General features: G+C 55.9%; 37 protein-coding genes. 2 read left to right on the top strand and 35 right to left on the bottom strand.

Annotated features, from left to right (window positions below):
• Positions 1 to 26 precede the first annotated feature (26 nt).
• The 12 genes from ACIP1G_RS16525 to ACIP1G_RS16470 all read right to left on the bottom strand — a co-directional run bounded on the left by ACIP1G_RS16525 (position 27) and on the right by ACIP1G_RS16470 (position 6,099).
• A complete protein-coding gene (locus tag ACIP1G_RS16525; RefSeq protein WP_181131358.1) occupies positions 27 to 395 on the bottom strand; it encodes a hypothetical protein in 369 nt (122 codons plus the stop codon).
• 6 nt (positions 396 to 401) lie between these two features.
• Positions 402 to 911 carry a hypothetical protein gene (locus ACIP1G_RS16520; RefSeq protein WP_181131357.1) on the bottom strand — a complete coding sequence of 170 codons (510 nt, stop codon included), beginning with the start codon at positions 909 to 911 and terminating at the stop codon, positions 402 to 404.
• A gap of 49 nt (positions 912 to 960) precedes the next feature.
• A complete protein-coding gene (locus tag ACIP1G_RS16515; protein ID WP_181131356.1) occupies positions 961 to 1,284 on the bottom strand; it encodes a hypothetical protein in 324 nt (107 codons plus the stop codon).
• Positions 1,285 to 1,549: 265 nt separating this feature from the next.
• Positions 1,550 to 1,825, bottom strand: coding sequence for a hypothetical protein (locus ACIP1G_RS16510; RefSeq protein ID WP_181131355.1), 276 nt, complete (start codon positions 1,823 to 1,825; stop codon positions 1,550 to 1,552).
• A gap of 18 nt (positions 1,826 to 1,843) precedes the next feature.
• Positions 1,844 to 2,194, bottom strand: coding sequence for a hypothetical protein (locus tag ACIP1G_RS16505; protein ID WP_181131354.1), 351 nt, complete (start codon positions 2,192 to 2,194; stop codon positions 1,844 to 1,846).
• Between the two features lie 212 nt (positions 2,195 to 2,406).
• Positions 2,407 to 2,796, bottom strand: a complete 390-nt coding sequence (locus tag ACIP1G_RS16500; protein WP_181131353.1) for a hypothetical protein — start codon at positions 2,794 to 2,796, stop codon at positions 2,407 to 2,409.
• Positions 2,797 to 3,764: 968 nt separating this feature from the next.
• Complete coding sequence (locus tag ACIP1G_RS16495) at positions 3,765 to 4,028, bottom strand: hypothetical protein (RefSeq protein WP_181131352.1); 264 nt, start codon at positions 4,026 to 4,028, stop codon at positions 3,765 to 3,767.
• A gap of 166 nt (positions 4,029 to 4,194) precedes the next feature.
• Positions 4,195 to 4,425, bottom strand: coding sequence for a hypothetical protein (locus ACIP1G_RS16490; protein ID WP_181131351.1), 231 nt, complete (start codon positions 4,423 to 4,425; stop codon positions 4,195 to 4,197).
• Positions 4,426 to 4,495: 70 nt separating this feature from the next.
• The gene (locus ACIP1G_RS16485; protein WP_181131350.1) at positions 4,496 to 4,687 is read right to left on the bottom strand and encodes a hypothetical protein; all 192 of its coding nucleotides are present in this window, start codon (positions 4,685 to 4,687) and stop codon (positions 4,496 to 4,498) included.
• Positions 4,688 to 4,780: 93 nt separating this feature from the next.
• On the bottom strand, positions 4,781 to 5,059 hold the full coding sequence (locus ACIP1G_RS16480) for a hypothetical protein (RefSeq protein ID WP_181131349.1): 279 nt from the start codon (positions 5,057 to 5,059) through the stop codon (positions 4,781 to 4,783).
• A complete protein-coding gene (locus tag ACIP1G_RS16475) occupies positions 5,053 to 5,265 on the bottom strand; it encodes a hypothetical protein (RefSeq protein WP_181131348.1) in 213 nt (70 codons plus the stop codon). Before ACIP1G_RS16475 ends, ACIP1G_RS16480 begins: the two co-directional genes overlap by 7 nt.
• 177 nt (positions 5,266 to 5,442) lie before the next feature.
• A complete protein-coding gene (locus ACIP1G_RS16470) occupies positions 5,443 to 6,099 on the bottom strand; it encodes an SOS response-associated peptidase (protein WP_181131347.1) in 657 nt (218 codons plus the stop codon).
• Between the two features lie 191 nt (positions 6,100 to 6,290).
• Here ACIP1G_RS16470 and ACIP1G_RS16465 point away from each other — a divergent pair, with 191 nt between their 5' ends.
• Together ACIP1G_RS16465 and ACIP1G_RS16460 are read left to right on the top strand one after the other, a co-directional pair.
• Complete coding sequence (locus tag ACIP1G_RS16465) at positions 6,291 to 6,722, top strand: LexA family transcriptional regulator (protein ID WP_181131346.1); 432 nt, start codon at positions 6,291 to 6,293, stop codon at positions 6,720 to 6,722.
• On the top strand, positions 6,712 to 7,998 hold the full coding sequence (locus ACIP1G_RS16460; RefSeq protein ID WP_181131345.1) for a Y-family DNA polymerase: 1,287 nt from the start codon (positions 6,712 to 6,714) through the stop codon (positions 7,996 to 7,998). Before ACIP1G_RS16465 ends, ACIP1G_RS16460 begins: the two co-directional genes overlap by 11 nt.
• Before the next feature lie 166 nt (positions 7,999 to 8,164).
• Here the strand turns inward: ACIP1G_RS16460 and ACIP1G_RS16455 are convergent, their stop codons facing one another.
• The 23 genes from ACIP1G_RS16455 to dnaB (ACIP1G_RS16345) all read right to left on the bottom strand — a co-directional run bounded on the left by ACIP1G_RS16455 (position 8,165) and on the right by dnaB (ACIP1G_RS16345) (position 22,520).
• Positions 8,165 to 8,497 carry a hypothetical protein gene (locus ACIP1G_RS16455; protein WP_181131344.1) on the bottom strand — a complete coding sequence of 111 codons (333 nt, stop codon included), beginning with the start codon at positions 8,495 to 8,497 and terminating at the stop codon, positions 8,165 to 8,167.
• A 14-nt stretch (positions 8,498 to 8,511) separates the two neighbouring features.
• Positions 8,512 to 8,709, bottom strand: a complete 198-nt coding sequence (locus ACIP1G_RS16450) for a hypothetical protein (protein ID WP_181131343.1) — start codon at positions 8,707 to 8,709, stop codon at positions 8,512 to 8,514.
• Between the two features lie 228 nt (positions 8,710 to 8,937).
• Positions 8,938 to 9,354: a hypothetical protein gene (locus tag ACIP1G_RS16445; RefSeq protein ID WP_181131342.1), complete on the bottom strand. Its 417-nt coding sequence runs from the start codon at positions 9,352 to 9,354 to the stop codon at positions 8,938 to 8,940.
• Positions 9,355 to 9,522: 168 nt separating this feature from the next.
• A complete protein-coding gene (locus ACIP1G_RS16440; protein ID WP_219856646.1) occupies positions 9,523 to 10,590 on the bottom strand; it encodes a hypothetical protein in 1,068 nt (355 codons plus the stop codon).
• A complete protein-coding gene (locus tag ACIP1G_RS16435; protein ID WP_258197975.1) occupies positions 10,587 to 11,234 on the bottom strand; it encodes a hypothetical protein in 648 nt (215 codons plus the stop codon). The genes ACIP1G_RS16440 and ACIP1G_RS16435 overlap by 4 nt, the downstream gene beginning before the upstream one ends.
• A gap of 215 nt (positions 11,235 to 11,449) precedes the next feature.
• Entirely contained in the window at positions 11,450 to 11,689 is a 240-nt protein-coding gene (locus ACIP1G_RS16430; RefSeq protein ID WP_181131341.1) for a hypothetical protein, read from the bottom strand.
• A 35-nt stretch (positions 11,690 to 11,724) separates the two neighbouring features.
• Entirely contained in the window at positions 11,725 to 12,003 is a 279-nt protein-coding gene (locus tag ACIP1G_RS16425) for a hypothetical protein (RefSeq protein WP_181131340.1), read from the bottom strand.
• A gap of 58 nt (positions 12,004 to 12,061) precedes the next feature.
• Positions 12,062 to 12,295, bottom strand: coding sequence for a hypothetical protein (locus ACIP1G_RS16420; RefSeq protein WP_181131339.1), 234 nt, complete (start codon positions 12,293 to 12,295; stop codon positions 12,062 to 12,064).
• A 365-nt stretch (positions 12,296 to 12,660) separates the two neighbouring features.
• The gene (locus ACIP1G_RS16415) at positions 12,661 to 12,912 is read right to left on the bottom strand and encodes a hypothetical protein (RefSeq protein WP_181131338.1); all 252 of its coding nucleotides are present in this window, start codon (positions 12,910 to 12,912) and stop codon (positions 12,661 to 12,663) included.
• Positions 12,913 to 12,926: 14 nt separating this feature from the next.
• A complete protein-coding gene (locus ACIP1G_RS16410; RefSeq protein WP_181131337.1) occupies positions 12,927 to 13,310 on the bottom strand; it encodes a hypothetical protein in 384 nt (127 codons plus the stop codon).
• A gap of 2 nt (positions 13,311 to 13,312) precedes the next feature.
• Positions 13,313 to 13,630, bottom strand: a complete 318-nt coding sequence (locus tag ACIP1G_RS16405) for a hypothetical protein (protein WP_181131336.1) — start codon at positions 13,628 to 13,630, stop codon at positions 13,313 to 13,315.
• On the bottom strand, positions 13,627 to 13,803 hold the full coding sequence (locus ACIP1G_RS16400) for a hypothetical protein (RefSeq protein WP_181131335.1): 177 nt from the start codon (positions 13,801 to 13,803) through the stop codon (positions 13,627 to 13,629). The genes ACIP1G_RS16405 and ACIP1G_RS16400 overlap by 4 nt, the downstream gene beginning before the upstream one ends.
• A gap of 97 nt (positions 13,804 to 13,900) precedes the next feature.
• Positions 13,901 to 14,146, bottom strand: coding sequence for a hypothetical protein (locus tag ACIP1G_RS16395; RefSeq protein ID WP_181131334.1), 246 nt, complete (start codon positions 14,144 to 14,146; stop codon positions 13,901 to 13,903).
• A gap of 604 nt (positions 14,147 to 14,750) precedes the next feature.
• Positions 14,751 to 16,043, bottom strand: a complete 1,293-nt coding sequence (locus ACIP1G_RS16390; RefSeq protein ID WP_181131333.1) for a hypothetical protein — start codon at positions 16,041 to 16,043, stop codon at positions 14,751 to 14,753.
• 53 nt (positions 16,044 to 16,096) lie between these two features.
• Positions 16,097 to 16,351, bottom strand: coding sequence for a hypothetical protein (locus ACIP1G_RS16385; protein ID WP_181131332.1), 255 nt, complete (start codon positions 16,349 to 16,351; stop codon positions 16,097 to 16,099).
• Positions 16,352 to 16,412: 61 nt separating this feature from the next.
• Positions 16,413 to 16,589: a zinc ribbon domain-containing protein gene (locus ACIP1G_RS16380; protein WP_181131331.1), complete on the bottom strand. Its 177-nt coding sequence runs from the start codon at positions 16,587 to 16,589 to the stop codon at positions 16,413 to 16,415.
• 431 nt (positions 16,590 to 17,020) lie between these two features.
• Entirely contained in the window at positions 17,021 to 17,257 is a 237-nt protein-coding gene (locus tag ACIP1G_RS16375; RefSeq protein ID WP_181131330.1) for a hypothetical protein, read from the bottom strand.
• A gap of 77 nt (positions 17,258 to 17,334) precedes the next feature.
• Positions 17,335 to 17,652, bottom strand: coding sequence for a hypothetical protein (locus ACIP1G_RS16370; RefSeq protein ID WP_181131329.1), 318 nt, complete (start codon positions 17,650 to 17,652; stop codon positions 17,335 to 17,337).
• Positions 17,653 to 17,660: 8 nt separating this feature from the next.
• Positions 17,661 to 18,029: a hypothetical protein gene (locus ACIP1G_RS16365; protein WP_181131328.1), complete on the bottom strand. Its 369-nt coding sequence runs from the start codon at positions 18,027 to 18,029 to the stop codon at positions 17,661 to 17,663.
• A 304-nt stretch (positions 18,030 to 18,333) separates the two neighbouring features.
• Positions 18,334 to 18,759, bottom strand: coding sequence for a hypothetical protein (locus ACIP1G_RS16360; protein WP_181131327.1), 426 nt, complete (start codon positions 18,757 to 18,759; stop codon positions 18,334 to 18,336).
• A 414-nt stretch (positions 18,760 to 19,173) separates the two neighbouring features.
• On the bottom strand, positions 19,174 to 19,425 hold the full coding sequence (locus tag ACIP1G_RS16355) for a hypothetical protein (protein ID WP_060514676.1): 252 nt from the start codon (positions 19,423 to 19,425) through the stop codon (positions 19,174 to 19,176).
• Positions 19,426 to 19,536: 111 nt separating this feature from the next.
• Positions 19,537 to 20,934 (bottom strand): replicative DNA helicase, encoded by a 1,398-nt coding sequence (gene dnaB, locus ACIP1G_RS16350; protein ID WP_060514675.1) that lies wholly within the window; start codon positions 20,932 to 20,934, stop codon positions 19,537 to 19,539.
• A 56-nt stretch (positions 20,935 to 20,990) separates the two neighbouring features.
• Positions 20,991 to 22,520 carry a replicative DNA helicase gene (gene dnaB / locus ACIP1G_RS16345; RefSeq protein ID WP_181131326.1) on the bottom strand — a complete coding sequence of 510 codons (1,530 nt, stop codon included), beginning with the start codon at positions 22,518 to 22,520 and terminating at the stop codon, positions 20,991 to 20,993.
• Positions 22,521 to 22,658: the final 138 nt, after the last annotated feature.

The following is a 22,658-nucleotide window of genomic DNA, read 5'->3' as shown; positions in this document are numbered from 1 at the left end:
GCGTAGACCCGGGGCCGAAGGTGCAGCTATTTTGCGATGATCTTTCGTTGCGCCAGCGTGGCAAAAATTGGGATTATCAGCCTCGCGACTGGAAGCATGAACCCACTAATTATAATAGCGCACAAAAGCACGAATACTTTGTCTTCGTACATGCCTTTTAGAGCGGACGAAACAAACAACGGCAGCAAGATTGCGGGAAGCATATAGACTACCGATGCAATCCAGCGAGCTTGAATTCTTTCCAAATATAAAGTAACAACAGCAGCAATGAGATTACCTGTTGTACCCATCAGAATATTGTCATCGCCCAGCAAAGACATGGCAATATGCATACCAGCAACATAGGAAATCGTTGCCAGAAAAAAAGCTAAGAAGCTTACTTTTCTTTCGCTCATGATGCTTTACTCTTGTGAGCCGGTGCAGATTGCCGTGAGGCATAAAACCACTACCCCGAGACCTAAAATTAAAAAGGTAAAAAATGCGATCCCAACGGCCATCTTATCTAGCATTGACACGCTGCTATCCAGTGGAAATTTTAGATCTTCGGACGCGGCAATCAATGCAAATGCAGCCGGTATAGTCAGAAAAATCAGGATAGCAACCATCAAGCCCGCAAACCATGCTGCTGCTCGAAATGCATCATTCCCTAGCTTAAAGCTCACACCGAAAGACCAGGCCGCGGCGATCAACGAAATGCAGTTGATCCAAAGCGCCGGAGTAACATCTGTGTAATTATGTGTGATAATTCGCGCCCAAGCATACCAAACTGGCGGTAAAGCAATCATTAAGGCGATAATCGCGGCGATACCCGCTAATACTCCCAGCCCAATCAGAACGTAAATTACAGATGTTCCCATAGCTGCAAGAACGCTAGGGCTCTGATTATCGTCAACCTTGAGTTGTTCATTCATCATACTTTTCCTAAGTGAATTACCTGCCCTGCAGCTAGGCTATCGCCTATCAACTATGCCCTTTTTTTATACTCACCAGAGTGAATACCGGCTTTGCAAGAATGGAAATGACACCTACAGAGATAAGTACAAGAGGAGTCGGCACTCCTACCAGATGCGAACCAGCAATAACCTCTACCAAACTTTCAAATGGAAGGTCAGGATTAGAGGGCGGAATGAGCTGCAGTTGGATTCCAGCTATCAGCCCAAACATTGCGGGGAAAAGCCAGCCCCCGTAGTAGTCGGCGAGGTCGCGCAACGCTACGAAGAACAAAATAATTGCAATTGCAGGCCCAAAGATGAAAACCATCAGCAGGCTAATTAAGATCCCCATATCAATCTTACCTTCAATAAATGTACTGATCTGGCCATCGGTTCATCCGGTCATCCGACCGCCCACCTCAAGCCTGATTGCGATTCATAACGCGTATGCATAATACAGCACAAGAGAGAAATACATCAAACTAGATCGATTGCCTGGGAAGGCACGATGCCCCGACCACCCCATGCCATACCCCACCAACCATCCATGCATGGCTGCACCGCTGGCTAGCTGGCTGTAGACGATTTGCGGAGCTCCCAACCTGTACCAGGTCAAGCTAAAGGGCACCATCTTGGAGGAGCTGTGACCAGAGAGCCTGTTCGATAAACTCGCCGTACCTTTCAGCAAGCTCTGCGCAGCCATTTCGGCCCAATTCTGTTGCGGCGCCACTCTCGTCATAGGCAATACCAGAAACCACGCGGAACTCCATTTCCCGGTACCCCGTGGCATCCCAGTCACTTGACCAGATACTTGGATTCGATACCGCTTCGATGATCTCAGTAATCTCACACTGGATCACGCATCCCTCAGCGTCGATATGGACCTCATACACGTCGACCTCCCAGCCTGCTCAAAGAAGATCTGTGTCTGTCTCCAGGCTGATTCCTGCGGCAGGCTTGTCATCACGAAGACCGATGAACACCGGGTGCCGTACCTTCCCGGCGGGGGTGAGCTCGGCAAATTGCACTTCGCAGACCTGCAGCGGCTCCAGCCAAACTACATTTTTGCCCAGTTGTGGCGGATTGCACGATGCAGAACTCTCTCGCGCCAGATGCACAAGGGATGCGCTAAGGATTTGCGCGCTGATTCTGTCGATGCCAGAACTCACACGGCCGGCATACACCAACCGCCCGTCGTCATCATGAACACCCAGCAGTAAAGAGCTGATACCGGCAGTCGACCTGGTCAGACCGACAATCACAAATTCTGCCCTGTTCCAGCACTTAAGTTTGATCCAGGTACCGTCCCGCTCGCCCGTGTAAAGGCTGCCATCGCGCTTTCCAACGATGCCCTCAGTTGCATGCGAGCACAGTTGGCAAGAAGCTGCAGTGGATAAGCATCGAGCGATGGACTGAAACGGATTTGTTCTAGGGGGCAGTAATCCAGCAATGCCTCAAGAGCCTGCCGCCGGAGCTAAAGCGGCTCACCACGCAAGTCCGCTCCGTTGAGGTAAGGCATATCAAAAATTGCGTAATGGAGATCGTCGGTTTGTCCGGAATCGAATGCAGGCTTCAACATGTGGAATGCCGGCATGCCGTCCTTTTGCTGGAACACCACCTCGCCATCCAACCAGGCCGAGTGGACTGGAAGCCGCGAAAGGCTTTTGGCAATACGTCGAAGCTTCTTTGTCCAGTCGTGGCCGTTCTTGGTGAACAGCTGGACGATCGGTCCATCAATCCGAGCGAGGAATCTATAGCCGTCTAGCTTCAGCTCGAAGTGCCAGGCCCCGGCCGGCGGCTTAGTCACCATGCGCACCAGCTGCGGGTTCATCCGCTCAGGCATTGGAGCTTTCTTGCCGGCCATGACAATCTCGCCTCACTGAACCTTGATTTCCAGTTGAGTGTTCAGCGGGCGGAAAGATCCGGCGTTGTAACCCAGTGGGTAGCTGCTTGACCTCCCCCGGGGGATGAGGGCTTTCCTGGTCGAAGGTTCTAGTCGAGCGACCTGCGGCTGAACCAGCTTTTTGTCCGCCAACATAGTCGCCTCACGAGCGACGGATTGCTGAACGAACGGCCACCGGCAATCCGTACAAAACAGCCTCCTACACCAGCGCTGTGTCGCTGGTACAAGTTCGACGGTGTGAGCGCCTGATGCAACTGGATCACTATTTCGGAACGAGCAGGGACGCGCTTGGGAAGACCTGGCCATGGGTCGGGCCCGTCAAACCAATCAGAAAGGCTACCGTCTGAGTTCACTGCCCCCAAAGACACGATTTCTACCTCATGGGGGCTCATATTGGTCACCCAAATTTCTTCATCCTTGTCTCGAAATCCGAGGGATACCTTTACAGAGGTACGACCCCGCCAAAGGGCCAGTATTGAAAGGGCTAAGCCCGCGTACGCTGGGATACGTGATCCCCAATCAATCTCATCCATGTCACTTTGTCCTGCTCAACCCTGGGGGAGCGAAAAGCGTCCCTATCTAAGTCCTCGGCCCCGACTTTTGATGGCCAGGGCTTGGGGTGCAGCTTGAATTACAGCTCTAACCGAAGGCTACTGCGGCACTACGACGATTGGCTAGGAAGCCTAGGAAATCAGCTATCGAGAGCCAATGAGCTTCAGCCATCCAAATTTCCTTTTCTAGCTCGCTCTCCACGACCTCAGCGATGCGGTCCTGATCATCAAGCATGTCCTGTTCGGTCCACCCAAAGGAGACTTGGATGCGACTGCAGCAAAACCCGCAGCTGCAAATACCGCGACTGCTCGTACCGGAACAAACCGCCACAACTCCAGCGCAGAAAATGCAGAGACAGTTGGGCATTTGCTGATTCCCTAGCTGATCGTAGCAGCGTCGCGTATGCGAACCACACACTCATGAATTAAATTGCGCTGAGGGTCGTCGTAGCCGAATTCGTTGGCAAAAGTCGAGTAAGAGTCGCCACGCCCATTATCCTGTAACCACTGCTCATATTCTGCAGCGACCCGGATAGCTTTGAGACGAAAAGCAACGGCCTGTGCTTTCCTCGCCTCCTCTGCTCTGTGCTGACGGATGAGCTCTTTTTCTTGGGTGCTTAGCTCTTCAAATTCATTTTTCATCGGGGTGTCCTCGGTCTTTTCCCTCAATCCTAGGAATCAGCAGTTTTCGCTGCCGCCCGCAGCACCGCTACGCGCTCTGCCCAGTAATCGGGGGTGAATGCCGAAGGCTCCCTTAAAGGGGTCATGGGATGTCTCCTCAAAGGTACTGGTACTGCGAAATGCCCTTTCAGGCCCGTGGTTTGCCGTGGGATTCAAGCGCGTCAGCGAGCTGGATGAACGCATCCGCAAGGCGCCGCATCTGGCCGATTTCCCCCTCCAAATCACCGTCGTGATAGCGATATTCCAACGTGCTACCGAATGGCCCGGTGGAGGGAAAAATCCCGCCATAACTCAACTGCTCATTGACGTGCTTTTCAGCCTGAATGATCCGCTCGCTCACATTCGCTTCTGTTGCCATGCTCATCTTCCTACCTGGATTCTTCTTCAGAGTGCAACTAGCAAGCTGAAGGCGCAGCAGATTGTCCCATTTATTCGGACTTGATCGCCGCACTGCATTTCGGACACTTCACCGGCACCAGTATGGGTGCCCACTCGTGGGAGCATTCTGCGCAGGTGAAGCGGGAGGTGTTGATCGCATAGCCCTGCTGTTCCAGCGTTGGCGCGGAGGCGAATTTGCCACCTTTGCGGTGCAAGACACGCCGATTGCTGTACTTCTCCATCACCCGCTCCTTGATAGCTGCTGCACTGGCCGATCCGGCGCTTTACGGCCAAAGCCCGCGACATTCGCGGGCTGATGGTGCAGCGGATAACTCCTAGCAGTGAAACACAGGTATGTCGATGTACACTGGGACGTTGATCGCTGCTTGGGTCTGCTCAGCTGCTCCACACCAGCCACCCTCTTCGTCACTCCATGCAGAGCGGTCAAAATCGTAGATCATCCCCTCCTCGAATTTGCGATCAGCATCACAGAAACCGACCAGCGACCCGTCAAGCAAGAACGCGATGTTGTATGAGTCGATGCGCAGGGCCTTGTCAGGGTGTAGCGCCAGCAACTCGCTATACGCAGCCGTAGCTTTTTCGAAGGTCAGCATGAGATTTTTCCTTGTTCAGTTGCGGCAGCGGCCTGGGCACGCTCTTGATAGTCATAAGCTTGGTGCATCAGCAACTCGGCAATCTGCTGACCCTGTTCACGCTCAGTTTTGTCATCAGTCCACTCAAGCAAACGCAGGTGGTCGGCGGCTTCTTTCAAAGCTACGAAGCGGGCGTACAGTTCATCTGGGGTTAAGCGCTTGGCCATAGGATATTCCTTGAAGGCCCGGCAAATCGGGCTAACAGGTGATCAGCTCTAAATCTGAGATAAAGATTATCCTATAGGACAACTTTATTCAACATTTTGTTATCCTATACGTTAACAATTTCACTTGCTGATCGCGCAGTTACCTCCACTCTTCACTCAGCGATGGCCGCCAGCTATCTACCGTGGCTCGGCGCGTTCAATGACCGCCAACCGATCAGCCGGATAGCGGCGCATGAAATCACCGCTCGCTTCAGCTGGCGCGTCTAGCCAATCGCGATACAGGCCCCGCGGCAGAATGACCACCATCCGTTTTTCGTCGTCGGGCCGGTGATAGTTACGCATGAATGCATGGGTATCAGCGTTAACCGTCAACATGGTGTACGAATGAAGCAGCTGGCTCGTTTCAGGGTCACGCCACTCCTCCCACAGCCCTGCAATGCCCATAATCTCGCCGTCAGCCCGGGCGATCCGAGTGGGCACTGCACGCCCCGATCGCCAGTCAGGCTCATAGATCGCGGCCGCAGGAATGATGCAGTGCTGAGCACGCCGCCACGCATTGCGAAAAGAGGGCTTCTCAGCCACGGTTTCGGACCTGGCGTTATAGGTGCGCCTGGCTATCTTGGTGTCCTTGCTCCAGCTGGGTATTAACCCGAACGACCCAGTGAGCATGTCCAACTCCGCTGGCTCATCATCCTGTCCAACCATCTCACCAGCTCGGCGTAGAAACGGACCGATGTAGCCTGGCCATAGGTCCAGTTTCCCCTGCTGATCGTCCTCGATGCCGAAAGCCGCTGCGAGTTGGGTTGGCGTCGGCGCCTCGTAATGACTACACATACCAGCCTCTCCTGTAAGCATTGTCGATTTGAGCGTGGCGGTACCAAGACTGGCAGTAGCTCCGGGCCCTATCAATACGACCGCCCGTGAGGCGACTCTACGCCTTGTGGAAAGGCCTTTTGTCGCGGCTACTCTAGCCGCGCCGTACAGCCTGCATTACTGTATATACAAACAGTACAGTCGGTGCTTCCATGAATGTTGTATCAATCCAGCCCCTTCGAGGCTCAAGCCAATTGCTTTCGGTGCTCGCCGGAACTGCTGCGGGCGGCTTTCCATCGCCAGCCTCGGACTATTATGAGCCCCCGGTCTCCCTGGACGAATTGTTGAACATCCGGGCACCGCATGTATGGATCGTACGTGTCCAGGGCGAAAGCATGCGTGATGTAGGAATCTACGATGGCGGGGTCTTGATCGTCGACCGATCGATCACGGCGAGAACCGGCCAGATCGTTCTGGCCTACGTGGATAACCAACCGCTGGTGAAACGGCTGGCCAAAGCCCCCGATGATCGTTGGCTGCTGGAATCGGCTCACCCCGACTACAAGACAATTACCCCAGAGCAGTACGGCTCGATTGAGGTGTTCGGCGTCGTCACGTGGGACTTAACCCAGCATGCGAGTTGATGAGCGTAGACCCGTCTTCGGGCTGGTCGATGTGAACGCGTTCTACTGCAGTTGCGAGCGGATATTCCGTCCCGAATTGCGGCAGCGTCCAGTCGTGGTTCTTTCGAACGCAGATGGTTGTATCGTGGCCAGGACTGCCGAGGCCAAAGCCCTCGGGCTGAAGATGGGTGACCCATACTTCAAGGTCCGCGGGTTCCTCGAACAAAACGGCGTAGCCGTGTTCAGTAGCAATTACAGCTTGTACGGCGAACTCAGTAACCGCGTAGGCCTGGCTATAGAGTCTTTGGTACCCGCTTGGGAACGGTATTCAATTGATGAACTCTTCGTACAGCTCGATGGCATCCCTGAGCCGATCATCGAAGTAGGCCGGGCAATTCAGGCCCGCGTGCTGCAGTGGACCGCCCTGCCAGTCGGCGTGGGTATTGGGCATACTAAAACACTGGCCAAAGCTGCGCAACACGCCTCAAAGGTGTGGAGGGAAAAAACAGGCGGCGTCGTTGACCTGCGCAAGCCTGAGGCGGTTGAATGGCTGCTGCGACGAATGCCGGTTGAGGACGTATGGGGGATAGGTCGCCGTATGCGCGACAACCTGGCTCGTGATGGCATCAGCACCGCGTGGGAGCTATCCCAAGCTGATGCGCGGTCAATGGGCCGTAAGTACAGCATCGTGCTAGAAAGGACCATCAGAGAGCTGCAGGGCGAATCGTGCATGGAACTGGAGCAATCAGCGCCCGCGAAGCAATCCATTTGCTCCAGCAAGATGTTTGGTCAACGCGTGCATACCCGCAAGGGACTGCAGGAAGCCCTAGCGACCTACATTCACCGTGCCGCTGAAAAGCTGCGGAAACAACGCTCCCTCTGCGGAGCTTTGCGCATCGGCATTCAGACGTCATTCCATGGCGACGGACCGAAGTACGCTAATGCAGCAACTATCATCCCAGCCTACCCAACAGATGATGTCCGCCAGCTCACCAGCTGCGCGCTCCGTGCCTTGGATGGGATCTACCGGCCGGGCTATGCATACAGCAAGGCAGAGGTCCTTCTAATGGATTTGCGCAAGCGAGGGGAGTACACGCAGGATCTGTTCACCCCCAGTCAGCCGGAGCGCACAGATGCATTGATGGCCACCATGGACAAAATCAACCGGCGCTGGGGGCATGATTGCCTGCGGACCGCTGCGGTGCCTCTGACCCCTGATTGGGGTATGCGCCGAGCACTCCTTAGTCCCAGCTACATGACCAGTTGGGAACAGTTATGGAAAGTACAATGCCGCTGAGAGCAATTGCTATTGCTGGCGTGATGTTTCTCTACCCTCGCTAGTAAGGACACACACCGTACCATTTTATTGCGCGGACAAAAAACCCGGCCACGTGGCCGGGTGGGTATTGCGTTGGTCTGGACCCCGCCACACCGCACGTTGCCGGCGTAGACGGGAGATGGAGTCAATAACCGTGACGTTTAATGAATCCGGTTACGGATTCTATAGTGGGTTGAGCCAGCTGATGGTATGCAAGAAATTCAAACCCTTCTAACTCCGTGTCCCATTGTGCCAACTGATCGGAATCGAACGACCAGCGCTTGCCACCGTAGGAGAATTCCGTCCAACCATCGGTCTCCTGAATTTCAGAGCGAGAATCCGTGGCAGACGTCTGTTGGCCGCTGATAGCAACCGCTTCAATCACCTCATAACTACTTCGGCATTCATCCAGTTCTTTCTGCGTCATAATGGCGTCACGTACTTTGTCACCACACTGGTAGGTCACTTTGTATTGCATATGGAAATTCCTGTTTAGACGGCGCGACGGAAGCGTACAAGCTGCACAGGCAAATAGCCCAAGCGGTAGCTGTCACCAAACAATGACGTACCCATGAAACCACCACGCTTGATGTCCGAATTGCAAACAGTGCGTAGTTCGCCGTTATGGAAAACTGTGTCTCCAGAGCGGATCATGTTGATGTGAGTATTAATAGTGTCGTAGCTGGTCATGGCGCCTGCCTTTTGGTGGACCGTTCGTTAATGGGAAACAAGAGCCTGGTCAGATAGCGGCTCGTCGAGCCTCAGACATCCAAAGATTTCGAATGCATTTACAGTCAATTGCTTTGTCGTGCTCACCCTGTTTTTTCAATAGAATTAGTACTCGATTCACACGACGGGCATGCTTTACGAAGTTGCTCACATAAGCTTTCATCTTTGCTCCCCTTACAAGCGCTACGCTTAATTCACTTCGGTCAAATCGAAATTCACACCGCCCTCATGGAGCAAGTGAAATACTTCGCAATATCGGTCGTTTACTTCCGCATGAGTCTTACCGAAATTCGCCGCCAACTTACATTTGATGCGTGCCGTTCTTAAGGGACCTTGAACTTTTGAAGCTGGAAGCTCTTCAAGTGCTTGGCCCAGCGAGTCAGCAGCGGCTTTACGATATGACAAAGTTTCTACTTCGTTTGAGAAGACACTTAATGCATCGTGACTCAGAGGGAGTGGCTCAAAATGCTCGCGAACCGAACGGGGTACGTGCTCCATTATCCTGGGATAACGATCTCCGATTAGACCTTGCTCTTTAAGAACGGATTGAACATGCATTTTCTCAGGAATGGTGCAGCTGGTTTTAATCGCAATGAAACCGGTCATGGCATACCTCGATGTTGTCCTAATGCCATGAGATGAGTCACACCCAGCATGAAGATCAGCCTCTCGCCCTAATACTGGAGAATGCAGGATCGGCTTTACCCGTTTGCGCGGCCCCAGAATCACCCCATAAAAAAACCCGGCCAGGCCGGGTTCAAGGTTGGTGATGACTTATGCCGCAGAGGCTACCCGACGCACCGGGAGCAAGCCGCGTGAATACGGCATGCCGACAAATACTGGATTTTCTACAAGCTGGCGCCAGGTAGTCGCGTCATCGGCCAAGAATTGGTCATCAGCACGCATCTTCTCGCCTGGCGTGAGCAGGCGATACCCAGTTGCCCGGATTCGATCAGCACAGGCAGACAGTGCTGCAAGCACATCGGCAAGACGGACAAATTCACCGTCCTCAGCTTGAAATTTTTCAAGCGCTGCAATGTACGCCGGCAGCTCATCCAGCTGGCCCCTCAACGAAATGCATTCGGCCGCGAGTTCGTTGGCACTTAATGCACCAGGCTCGTTGCGCTGTAAGGCCCCTATCGTGATCAGAGCCTCACGGAACTGGTCAACGTAATGCTCAGTGCTGGTCGCCGGGAATTTGTTCAAGAGGCACTCGTCGTCGATAGGGCCGCCTGCTTCCCCGTCCTCTTCCGACGATTCCCCGGGAACCATGAAGAATGCGTGCTCCACTGCACCCAGGTAGTCCGCGAAGCGCTTGATGTTACCCAGATTCGTCAGCAGCACACCCAAAGGGTGCCCATGGTGCAGGCCGATGACGTCGTATATGCGAGCCATGTCGCGCTGCTCTACTGTCGGCATGGCGGGAGCCCTCAGATATACCTCTCCACCGCCCTCCTCGTCCGTGATTTTGCCGTGGGCAATCAGCAGGACCTGGCCTGCTTGCTCCAGCGCTGCGATGCCGCCCTCCAGTAGCCATTCAAGCTGAAGGCCTTCCACATCGTCTGCACGGGTCACAGCGACAGCTTCAACCCGCACAGCATTGTCGCGGCACTGAGCACCTGAACCAATCTCCAGGAGCTGCTCACCTTGTTCGGTGACCTGCCAAAGGGCCGGGCTTCGCTGTACTCGCTTGAGCAAGCCCAGTTGGGTGAGAACATCAAACCACGGGGTTCCGATGTCCGCGTCCTGTCCATCGCTGGCGCATTCTTCGAAACGCTGCAACTTACGGATGACCAGGTAAGCGAAGGGTGGCAGGCTTGCGTGCTGTTCAGGGGTGCTCATGCTGCTGCCACCTCGATCGGTTGTGTAAGCGCTTGCTGAACTGTCTGGACGATGCGAAGCAGGTACATGTAGTCCGGGTTAGGCTCGGTAGCTCGATCGACGGGGTAATGCCATTCATCACCGAACAGAAGGGATAGGAGATCGGAATGACTCCAGCAGTCCCGCAACGACTCAACATCGCGGAGTTCGTCGAGCCGCCGGTACAGCGAACGAGCCTCTTCAGCGTCGAGATACCCCAGCTCCCAATCGGTACCGCTGCGCTCCCGCCGGCGATCGATGATGCACCTTGCAGAGAGCTGCTTGAGCGCCTTTGCGCTGAAACGGGTGCTACTCAGGCCTCGGTTTAGGCAATTCAGGATGTACTCATCACCACACTTTGCAACGAATTCAGTCACCGTCCTTGAACCCATGCCACCCCAGTAGGCAGTCCAACTCTCCCCTGCGCAAAGAATGGTGAGGTTACCCTGACAGCTGACACTATCTGGGCCGTCATCACGTGGAGACACACGGCTGCCGAGGTCCTCCAGAAAGACGGTGATCGGGTCAAGGTTTACACCTCCCCTGATGACAAGCTTTGTCACCACAGAACGCTCTACAGCTAAGCTCATGGCTGATGATCCATCGGCACTTTGATTCACCCCCATACAACTCTCCCTTATTTAGATTCATAACGCGTATACATAATCTATATGGAGATGCTCTGATTGCCTAGGCCCAACTGAGCCATGCTGGTTGTCTGTTTTTAGAGCCACGCTCTGGTCTGGTGTACTGCCAGAGCCCCGACTGGGCGGGCTGGTGGTGCACTGGATTCCGAGGTCCTGCGCAAGATCAATCGTGTAGTGGCGTTCTTGTTCCGTGGCTACGCCATCAGCCGCTCGGCCACTGCCCGACCCTCGGCCGTCAGGTGATACCAGGTGCCAATACGCAGAAACGCCGGCTCCCAGCGCAAGTAGCCTCGCTCGCTCAGGCGCTCGGCGACCGCAATGCGCACCGACTGACCATCCGGCCCGCCGATGATCAGCTCACCGCCAGAGTCGACGGCCAGACGCAGGGCTTTGATCTGCGCAGGGGTCAGGGGCGATTGGGTACTGGTAGCCATGGGGGCATTCCTCGGTATCGGGGGGTAGGGTTCGCTTACACGACGTCGATCGGGCCAAAGTCGCTCGGCTCGCCCAGCTGATGCTGCACATTCATCGCCAAATAGCCGGCCAGCGCTTCCGCTGCCTGGCGACGCGCCATGATCAAGCGCCCGCCTTCTTCCGGCTCGACGCCCTCCAACGAACTCAGGTATGCATATCGCGCCTGACGGTAAACATTCAGCTGCTGCAGGGCGTAGCCGTCCAAGGTGAAGGTCAGCGGCTCAGTCAACAGGGCCGGAGGCTCGGTACGGATGTACTTGCGTGATTTGGCCATGGGTGATTCCTTGGATGATCAGGGGGTGGGTTCAGGCGTCACACGCAGCGCTCGGTGGTTACGGACGCAAATGCTGCAGGCGCTTTCTGGCGGTCAGCGCCAGTTCCAGCTTGAGGTCGGGCAGGTCATCTTCATCGATCCTCCCGGCCGAGCAGCAATCAGTGATGAGGTCGTCGGCCAAGCGCGCCCGCCCCTCCAGCTCACGCTCATCTACGGCCTGAGCAACGGCCTTGATAGCCTGGCGAATGGCGCCCAAGGCCGCGTCACGGTTGTGGGGAACATTGAGACTCATCGTGGCACCCTCGATCACAAATGGAGGCGGGCCCGTAAAATCGCACCTGGCACTACGGACTATAGGCCCAGTTTACTGCAAAGCCCGCGACTGGGGGGGCTGTGGGAACGGCGGCGGTTTGCTATCAAATGGGAAGTTCTATTGGTGTCAGCAGCCGCAGATGGCACCAGGCGATGGCGGTTACAGGCCGATAGGTTTAGCTCGGCTTTGGTCGCCCCGGCGAGCCGATGCTTGGCTGGGAGACGTAGCGTGATCTGGGAGGAATAGCCGCATTGGGGTGGACTGTCCTGTGTGGGTATGGCTGCTCTGTGGCTCAGGCTATCTCAGCCCAGCGGCTGGCTGGGGTTGGGCGGTGCTTTATTCCTTTAGTCAGCGCTTCGCACGTCCAGCTGCCCTGCACGGGCCGCACCGAGGTCAATCCCCAAGATTCGTGATGCGTCGAGAATCGCCTGTTCGGCATGGCAGGCATCAGACATTTGGACGGGCCGATCTCCACCTTCAAGCGGCAGCCCTGCGGCCTGCCGAATCATCTTGATGGCAAAGCGCAGGCTGGCAGCGCCACTTTTCAGGCTGTCAAAAGGTACGGTGAATTGCTTGCTCGGGGCGTGGTAATTCATCGGTGTTGTCCCTGCTATTCAGGCTTGTTGGTCTGAGATTCGATAGAGTCCAGGAATGCGCGAGCGCCGGGCGATGGGGTTTCAATACCTTCCATGAGCTTGAATCGAGCCAGCGACTCAGGGGTAACACCAAAGCTTGGCGGCTGACAAAGCATGACAGTCTCAAAGGGCTTGAATTGGCTGTGGTCGTAGGGCTTTACGGCATTGGCCAAGCAGAACTCGTCCATGACAAAAAATGCAGCACCCGCCTTTTTGCCTTTGAAGAAGCACCCCCGTGGCAGTCGGTCGTTCGGCCGCAGCCGCTGACGCCATTCATCGAAGGCGGAGGTTTTCTTGATATGGCGTAGCCTCTCATGTGCAGCGGCAGTCAGTTCCTGCTTAACGGTGATGGATTGCATGGTTATCCTTCTGCGCCATGGCGCAGAGCTTCGTTATCAGCCTTGAGTTGATCAATCTCTGCAAGCAGGGCCAGGATGGCAGGCGCATTGGCTGCGGCGTAATATTCGGCCAGCTTTTGCGCATCTTCTTCTGCATCCCACTGCGCAGTGTTTACCGTCAACACCTGTGACTTGTCGTCATCCACGCTGACCTGGCCAACACACCAATTGCCCGTTACTTCCTCGCCATCTTCGCTCCCTTCCGGCCAGCACCCAGTCATGCAATCCCAGCCTTTTGTCGCTTCGGCCAGCGCCCTGAGTTTAGCTTTATCGACGATCACGGTTTGCTCCATTTTTCGATGATTTTTAGGCAGCGCTTACAGGTCACCTGATCCTTATACTGCGTCAGTTGCGCATCGCCGACTTCGGTGCCGCACATCAACTCCTCTGGTATGTCTTGGTCAGCCTCTGTGCCGCCGTCCCACTCGTTGTAATGCAGCTTCAGCTTGCTCATGGCTCGTTTTTCCTAAACACGTGGCTTTGACATCAGTGCCAATAGCGGATGCCCTTCGCTGGCACCGCAGGACGATCGTCAAGCCGAACGCTGAATGTCATTCACTGGATTTTTCTTGTTGTGGAACCTGCTGAGCAGGTTGAGGCTGATAAGCCTCGTTCTGCCATTTTTGCACCATCTGAGCCGAGTCGCCCCAGAGCCACATAACACCCACTACCAGCGGGAGCAGCAAGGTTGCCCTCAGCTGCTTATGGAAAAGGATTACATCAAGCATCATGCCGAGGCCCAAAGCGAAAGCGGCAATAGCCCAAACGCGGTCAACGAAAAAATCTATTACTGCCATTCCAATGCATCTCCACTTGCCCGATTTTCGCGGGCGCCAAAATTGATTCGTTTTCTGTTTTCTCGTCACCGGAAACGACGATACAGGGGAAATCGGTTGGACCAGTCTCAGAGCGACTTAGCCAGCCCCTGTTCATCATGTCTGGCCTTTACGTGGTCGCTCATGCGATCCGCCTGTTCATTCGCTGGGTCATAGTCTTCATGGTCCAGCGCCTTTGAAACGTAGTCCCACATGGAATGGAAAAGCGCATGCTCCGCCTCAGGTCTCCGAAGCGCTGGAGAGGCCGATCCCATGATTTTCCGTACCAACACAGCGGCTTTGCAGAAATCGCCTGCGGTAGCGGCCTCAAGGCGAGCTTCCCAAAAGCGCTAATTGGTCCAGTTGAGCCTCGCCAAAGCAATACGAGAATTACTAACACGTATGTATAATACCAGAAAGGTAAATTAAGCACCTCCCAGGATCGCCGGGGAGGCTGTGCTGACTTAGCCGCAGGGGCGACGACGACACGACCGACGAAGACCAATGCATTGTTAGGTCCCGTGTACCACCTAGTTCAGCGTCGTCGAAAAAAAAGGCCACCTCGTGAGAGGTAGCCTTCGTTGGGTTAAGCAAAAAGATCCGGGACCGTCGAGTTTTGAATGGCTGACTTAACCTTCATCGACTCCAGGATCTGTTCGTGCTCGGCGTTGCTGATCGAATGATGCCGTATGTAGGAACGCAGATCGGTACCGGCCAGATCGCGCTCCATGCGTTGCCAGAATTGCGCTCGGCGGGCCATTGCGTCGTACTCAGCAGCCTTGCCCTTAGCCAATTTGATCATGCCTTTGTTCAGGTAGAACTTGGCGCTGTCAGTCGGCGCCAGGTTTTTTGCCAAGGCATAGAACGCCTCATCGAACTCGCCTACGAAGCAAATTGCATCTGCCGGGTCGACTTCCATTTCGTCTGCTTCTTCGTAGTAGACGATGTTGCGATCCTTGCCCTCAAAGCGGTCACGGATCGTGCGCATGGCCGGACGTTCAGGGTATCGGTGCTTGTTGGTGGCTGCGAGGTAAGCGTCCTGCAAGCCCATCTCCTGCGCAGGGCTCTGCCAGTCATCGAACTTGAACCAACGCTGTTCTGGGATAACGCCTTTCTCCGTGGGTGCGACATCATCGATCAGGTAGCGCTTCCCTAATACCCGGATCTCATACCACTCCGACAAAGCAGGGAAGGCATGGTCGAAGCCGTAGCTCAGTGACCAGGCGAAGTCGATGGCCAGCAGGTTCTTCGGTGTGATGAATTGGAAGGTGCTCCCACGAAGGGTTTCGTTGGACTCCGTCTTTTCCAGTTCGCCGCGGAACATCCGCGCATCGTGCTCCTCTGCCCGCTCTTCCTCCAGCACATCCAGAGTCAGCAGGTACCGCAACAGCTCACGGCGCATCTCTGCGTTGTACGCTGTTCCTGTGACGTTGATGTAGCCGGCGTCCGAGGTTGTACGCCCGATCCAGTCTCGACGCCCCATGTCCCAGCGGGTGTTGATGAGATGGTTTCGGAAGCGGTTTATCCCGGCCATGTGCCCGTGTTTTTCGGGCGCAGACGCAATCATCGCCTCCATGGACTTGTCGCGTTCGCCGGTGACAGTGCACCAGGCACAGCCAAAACGTGACCCACACGCCGCCTTGTTACCACCGTCGCCGGTGATGATCGCGCACGTGCCTTCATTGGCTTCCTTGTAGAGCTCCAGGCACCAGTCGAAGTTGTCGACGAATGTCCGATAAGGACCACCGCGCTTCGCCTCGCAGGCCATGAGGAACTCCCACACCTCCTCCATCTCCCAGTCGGCGATGATCGAGCAGTTATACGAGCCATGCTCATTCAGCACCAGCCGCCCGGCCTCCTCCTCGCCTCGTTCTCGCATGTTGGCGGCACGGGTTTACACCTCAGCCCTGACATGATGAGGGGTTTGAGGATTTAGAGGCCGAGAGTTTCCTTGCGCGTCTCGGCCATCGATCCAATCAGCAGGTTCAGGGCAGAACATTCCTCGGCACTTACCAGGGTAGGATGGAGGGTACGCACGCGGTCATACAGCGCCGAACGCTGCTCAATCACTGCCATGTAGTCAGGTGCCTGGCCGAGAGCTGCGATTGCCTGATGCAGCGCGATCAGGTCCGCCAAGCGGGAACGCTCAAAGCTGTCAGGCGCAGCGGGATGATTATTAGACTGCATATATTCTCCTGCCTAATCATGGAGCCGTACTCTGGGCTTGTGTTGAAGCGGGGGAATTTCGTTATTCGGTCGGATTTACGACCAGCTCTACACCGCCATCCCATTCTGCCATCACCTCTGCACCACACCCAGAGCACACCGTCGACACTTCGGGTGCAGTCTCTTCTAGCTGGAGCTTGCCGTCATTGCCGCACTGAGCGCAGTGATATACATACAGGACAGTCAGCGTGGTGGTCATGGTCTGATTCTCCTAGTTGAATTACGCGTATACGCCAAAGATGCCGGTAACCAGCAAAAGCCACCAAATACCGCCGTATAACGCGAGTCGACTCTTTATGGCAAGTTGCGCATTCCGGTTACCGCCCGACCTGTATCTCGCAGCGACACTTTGGGGCCAAGGCTATGACCCCGAAGACATTGATAAAAAACCAGCTCTGGTCGGTGCCACCATGTGCCGCTGAGTATGCAGCGAGCTTGCTGACGAACCACGCCACAGCACCAAGCCAAGCCGCCCATGCGTAAAACCGCAAGGCACCTTTTTGAGCTACCTCCAATTTCGCTTCTCCTGAATGGACCAATGCGAGATGCCCCCTGGTAATTGGACGTGAAAGACGCCCTGCTTCTACAGCCCTGGCCCAGCATGCTGAGCTTGAGCGTGACTCTCCTACATCAGACTTCGGTGCTGCCGAGCCACTGGCCACCAAGGTAGCCATCGGCGCCGTCCCGGGTAACAGCTTCCTGCTCCCGGGCAACAGCCGACAGCTGCTCATGCGTCCAGCCGGATGCCGGGGCTGTCACCTTTGCCAGCACGTTGCCGGCGAGAGAACGGATTTCTAAGTCCAGGTGCTTCCCAGTGGTAAACAAATCCGGCTCTCCTGGCAGCTGATCTGTAATGAAATTCAACATGTCGGTTTCCTTTCGTTGGGGAGGTTCAGGAATCGCAGCTGAAACGGGGCTGGGCTTGGGCATACCTAGGCGGTTCTCTATGATTCTAAGCTGCCAGCCAAAAGTGAAAGCAGATTGTCTTTTTCGGCAATGTCGCTCGGCTGCGATTTGACGATTTTCTTCAGGGCTGCGCGATGCGCGAGCGATCTGCAAACCACTTCTTGAGCATGTTTCTTCGTGTTGCTCAAAACAACTTCACGCCGAAGCGCTTCACGGCCCCGCGCCCAGCAGGCAAGCCGATGTGCCCAGTTCCGGTAATGCGTCATCACCAAGGCCATCTTGTATGCAGCTACTGCGTTGCTAACCTCGCCTTCGACTGGATCGGTGGTGGTGTCATCCGCTTGTAACCAAGGCATACAGATTCCTACCGCTTCCGATTGAGCAGAATGACAGTGGCAGAAAGCTTCTCCATCAGTACGACCGTCATGCTCAAAGCCTCGGTCATGTCAGGGACGTTGAAGCACGTGTTACCAGCAAGGTTGTCAAAGTCGTACTCAGTGACATCAACACCGCCAATCCCGAAGGTAAGCGACACGTCACCGCCTTCTGCCCCTTTCATATCAACAGAAAGATACTCGTCACCGCGAAGGCGATAGGGCCATACAAGGGCTTCAATCTGGCCCTGCATATCAGCTCTGGCCAGCGCTGCAAGCTCTGTAGCCCAGCGATCAACCTCGGGAAGAAAGGTGCACCAGCTTGGGCCTACGTCGCTCAGTACATTGGTATTTGGCATGCAGCGTTCCTGATTATGTCCTGGGCTCGAACATCGCCCCTTCTAATGCCGCTGCCCAGCTCGATGGCTGGGCTTGGCGTGTACTTGGGCAGCGTTTTCCTCAACCTTCGTTGTGTCTGGTGAGGGCCACAGCTTTAGCCGTATCGAACATGCGTAGCAATCACGCCGGCTACAGCAACAGCCAATACCAAAAAGAGTATGGTAAGGGGTAGCCAAGAGCCATTAGGGTTTAGCCGTATACGTGTATGCTTCATCGGGGTCTCCTCGAACTTAGTACGGGTAGCCCCGTACCAAGGAGCTGATATTAGAGTTTTTCTTCAGCTTTCTTAAACTCGTCCAGTTTGAGTCGAGCAGCTGCGTAGAAGCACAGAGCGCAAAGGGCCCCCGTGCCACCCGCAAAAACTGCAAGTGACTCGATCGCCGCGAATGGAGTGCCGGCCAGGGGATGGAACGCCTTAGCAATCACTGCCATGCCTCCGGAAGTCAGGAGTATCCACGGCGCGATCCGACAGATCGTAGTCAGGCCGGCCTTGTGCTGTTCAATAGCCGCCTTTTGCTCAGATTCGATGACCCTTGCTGCAGCCACGTTGACATCGAGCTGCAGGCCCCAAGCATGCTGGAGGACAGAGCAATTGTCCTCGGCAACCTTCGCTGCGATCTCGCAGGGGATCCGACCCTTACTTGCTACAGCTTCCACGACCGCCTGCTTCCAATTGGCGAACTCATTCATCGGTAAATTCCTTCAACGGGTGTTGACGCCAAGTCGATCAGTCTCTCGACATCAGCAAGCGCGGTGTATGTTGCGCATGATGCTCGTAACTGAATCGTAACACGTACGCGTAATACTGGTAAATGAAGACACTATGATGCAAACGTATCGCGTGAGGAGAGAGCTGCTTTTTCACTGATAGCTGCTCGCACAAACAGTTGACCGCCCGCCAAGGCCCCAGTCCGGGTAACCAGAGCAGGCCAAACATAAAAAACCCCAGCCTTGGCCGGGGTGGGTGATGCGTTTACTGAAAGCTGATCACACAACAGGGGTACTCGTCAGAGCTGCGTGCGGTGATGGCTAACCGGAAAAGACCCTGAACATCTGTCAGCCGGGGTTTTCCCTTGATCGAGACCAGGACCAGCAGCCGCGGGCTCACTGGCGAGCAGCCAGTTCAGCGGCCCGTGCGGCGGGAGAAGGCGTTTCTTTGATCAGGCGGGCAAGGAAAGCGGTATAACTGGCCTGCTCGTTGATGTGCATGATGTGCTCAATGAAGTCTTTTCGCTTCCGCTCCAACCACTGCTCAGCAGCGACAGGCTCGCAAGGAAGGCGCTGCGTGTAGATCACGTAGTCGTCGAGAGCAACCTGTTGTGGCCAGGTCAGTTCGGATACGTTGAGGTTGTGCATGTGGCATCTCCAGGAGGATGTAGGCTTCGTACCTAGGAGATGCTCAACAGCGAGTATGAAGGCAGCAGCACATGACTGCGCTGGACCTCCCCTTACCCGCTTACGTCGTCATCACTCATCATCGTCGAAGTTGTACATGCCCGGCGCCAGGTTCTCGAAACGGGTGTACTTGCCAATGAACGCCAGCCGGACAAAGCCGATCGGACCGTTACGCTGCTTGCCGATGATGATCTCCGCCACGCCCTTGTGCTCGGTCTCGGGGTGATACACCTCATCCCGGTACACGAACATGATCACGTCGGCGTCCTGCTCGATCGCACCGGATTCACGCAAGTCGGAGTTCACCGGGCGCTTGTTCGGGCGCTGCTCCAGGGAGCGGTTCAGCTGCGACAGGGCGATGACAGGGCAGTTGAATTCCTTGGCCAGCGCCTTGAGGGAACGGGAGATCTCGGAAATCTCATTGGTCCTGTTGTCGCCGGCAGAGCCCGGGATCTGCATCAGCTGCAGGTAGTCAACCATGATCATGCCAATCTCGCCGTGCTCACGGGCCAGGCGGCGTGTGCGTGCTCGCATTTCCGAGGGGCTGATGCCGGCGGTGTCGTCGATGAACAGCTTGCGGTTGTTGAGCAGGTTCACCGCGGAAGTCAGTCGCGGCCAGTCATCATCGTCCAGCTGGCCAGATCGCACCTTGGTCTGGTCGATGCGGCCGAGCGACGACAGCATACGCATGATCAGCGATTCACCTGGCATTTCGAGCGAGAACACCAGCACCGCCTTCTCGGACCGCAGCACAGCGTTCTCCACCAGGTTCATGGCGAAGGTGGTCTTGCCCATCGATGGCCGGCCGGCCACGATAATCAGGTCGGCCGCCTGAAGGCCGCTGGTCTTCTCATCTAGGTCGGTGAAGCCGGTCGACACACCGGTGATGTCGCTGTCGGAGTTGAACAGCGTGTCGATGCGGTCGATGGCCATGGTCAACAGGTCTTTGACACCTACCGGGCCGCCAGTTTTCGGCCGGGCTTCAGCGATCTGGAAAATCTGCCGTTCGGCCTCGTCCAGGATCTCCGCAGCATTCCGCCCTTCCGGATTGAAAGCACTGTCTGCGATGTCCGTGCTGATGCTGATCAGCTGGCGCAGGGTCGCCCGCTCCCGGATGATCGCAGCGTAGGCCTTGATGTTGGCCACCGACGGAGTGTTCTTGGCCAGCTCCGCCAAATAGGCCAGCCCGCCGACCTGGCTACTCAGACCCTCCTTGTCCAGACGCTCGTGCAGCGTGACGATGTCGAAAGGCTCGTTCAGGTCCGCCAGCTTGGCGATGGCGCGGAAAATCAGCCGGTGATCATGCCGGTAGAAATCGCCGTCGGACACCTGATCGAGCACGCGCTCCCAGGCGTTGTTATCGAGCATGAGACCACCGAGCACGGACTGCTCAGCCTCGATCGAGTGCGGTGGCACCTTCAGCGAGGATGTCTGTAGGTCGAGCTGCTCTGGTGCGTAATCGTCGTTCATGTGCATCTGATTCCGTCAGTTGGGGGCGCTATCGAGTGGAGTGGTAACAGGAGGCTTCACGGGGGCTTTCTCACGCCTTTTCGGCGCCGCCCCCTGCCCTTCCCCTCAACCTTCTTCGCAGCCCCTTCTACGAGCTTCTGGACAGGCATACGGCCAAGTCGCGGATTGGGGTCAATTCTCTCAACCCCCATTTCTTGATCGGTGAAGTCGTGGGTACCCGGCTCCAAATTGACGAAGCGTGTGTATCGCCCCTCGAAGCCGAGCCGGACGAAACCGGTGGGGCCTTCTCGCTGCTTGCCGATGATGATCTCGGCGGTGCCAGCAAACCGGGAGTCGGGGTTGTACACCTCATCCCGGTACACAAACATGATCACATCAGCGTCTTGCTCGATGGCGCCGGACTCGCGCAGATCGGAGTTCACCGGGCGCTTATCCTTGCGCTGTTCCACCGAGCGATTGAGCTGCGAGAGAGCAATCACGGGGCAATCAAATTCCTTGGCCAAAGCCTTGAGTGACCTGGAGATGGCCGAAATCTCGTTGGTCCGGTTGAGACCGCCGTATCCGGGGATCTGCATCAGTTGCAGGTAATCCACCATGATCAGGCCTATCTCGCCGTGCACACGCCGAAGCCTCCGCGTGCGGCTACGCATCTCCGAAGGGCTCAGCGCCGGCGTGTCGTCAATGAAGAAGCGATCGTTCTTGTTGAGCGCGTTGGCAGCCTTGGTCAGCTTGGTCCAGTCCTCGTTCAACAGCTTCCCGGATCGGACTCGCGACTGGTCAATGCTACCCATCGAGGAGAGCATGCGCGTTAGCAGGGCATCGCCAGGCATCTCCATGGAGTAGACCACGACCACTTTTTCCGACCGCAGAACGGCCTCTTCCACAATGTTCATGGCAAAAGTGGTTTTGCCCATGGATGGCCGGCCGGCCACGATGACCAGGTCAGCAGGACGCAACAGGCTCAGTTTGCTATCGAGGTCGACGAAACCTGTCGATTGGCCCAGCGACTCAAGCCCTGACTCATGGGCGGTTTCGATCTTCTCGACGGCCTTCCTGAGCAGGGTTTCGATGCCAACCGGACCGCCCTCCTTCGGCCGTTGACCGGCCACAGACAGCATTTTCGCTTCGGCATCATGCACCAGATCTTCGGCGGAGCGGCCGGCTGGAGAGTTGGCGCTCTGCTCGATCTCCTCGCACACACCGATGATCTTCCGGAACTGCGAACGCTCGCTGACTACGCGAGCAAAGGACGCGATGTTGGCGACGGACGGGGTGTTATCGGAAAGCTCTTTCAGATAGGCCAAGCCACCTGCATTGGAGAGCTCACCTGCACGCTCTAAGGCCTCCTGTGCCGTGACGACATCAAGCGCCTGCCCCTCTTCAAGCAGCCTGGCAATAGCCTTGAAAATGAGCCTATGGTCAGCGCGGAAAAAATCAGATACGACGACCAGGTCAGAGACTCGGACCCAGGCACGCGGGTCATTCAGCAATCCGCCTAGAATGGCCTGCTCGGCTTCAACAGAATGCGGCAGCTCCCGGTTAGGGGGCTGTTCGTATTCAGCTGCTAGATGGATATGGTCGTTCAAGCCTCAGGCCTTACTGGTGAAAATGCTGGGTTGGATCAAGCCGCCAGCGGCAATGAGCCCCTATTGGAGGTCCTGGTCTGCGGCTGACAGCTGGGTTTCGGTCACGATGTTCGTTGTTTGGGGGCCTAGAACGCAACT

The organism is Pseudomonas sp. NPDC089392 (assembly GCF_044749595.1).
In the GTDB taxonomy this organism is placed as follows: Bacteria; Pseudomonadota; Gammaproteobacteria; order Pseudomonadales; family Pseudomonadaceae; genus Aquipseudomonas.
This window is presented reverse-complemented; position numbering and strand designations above follow the sequence as displayed.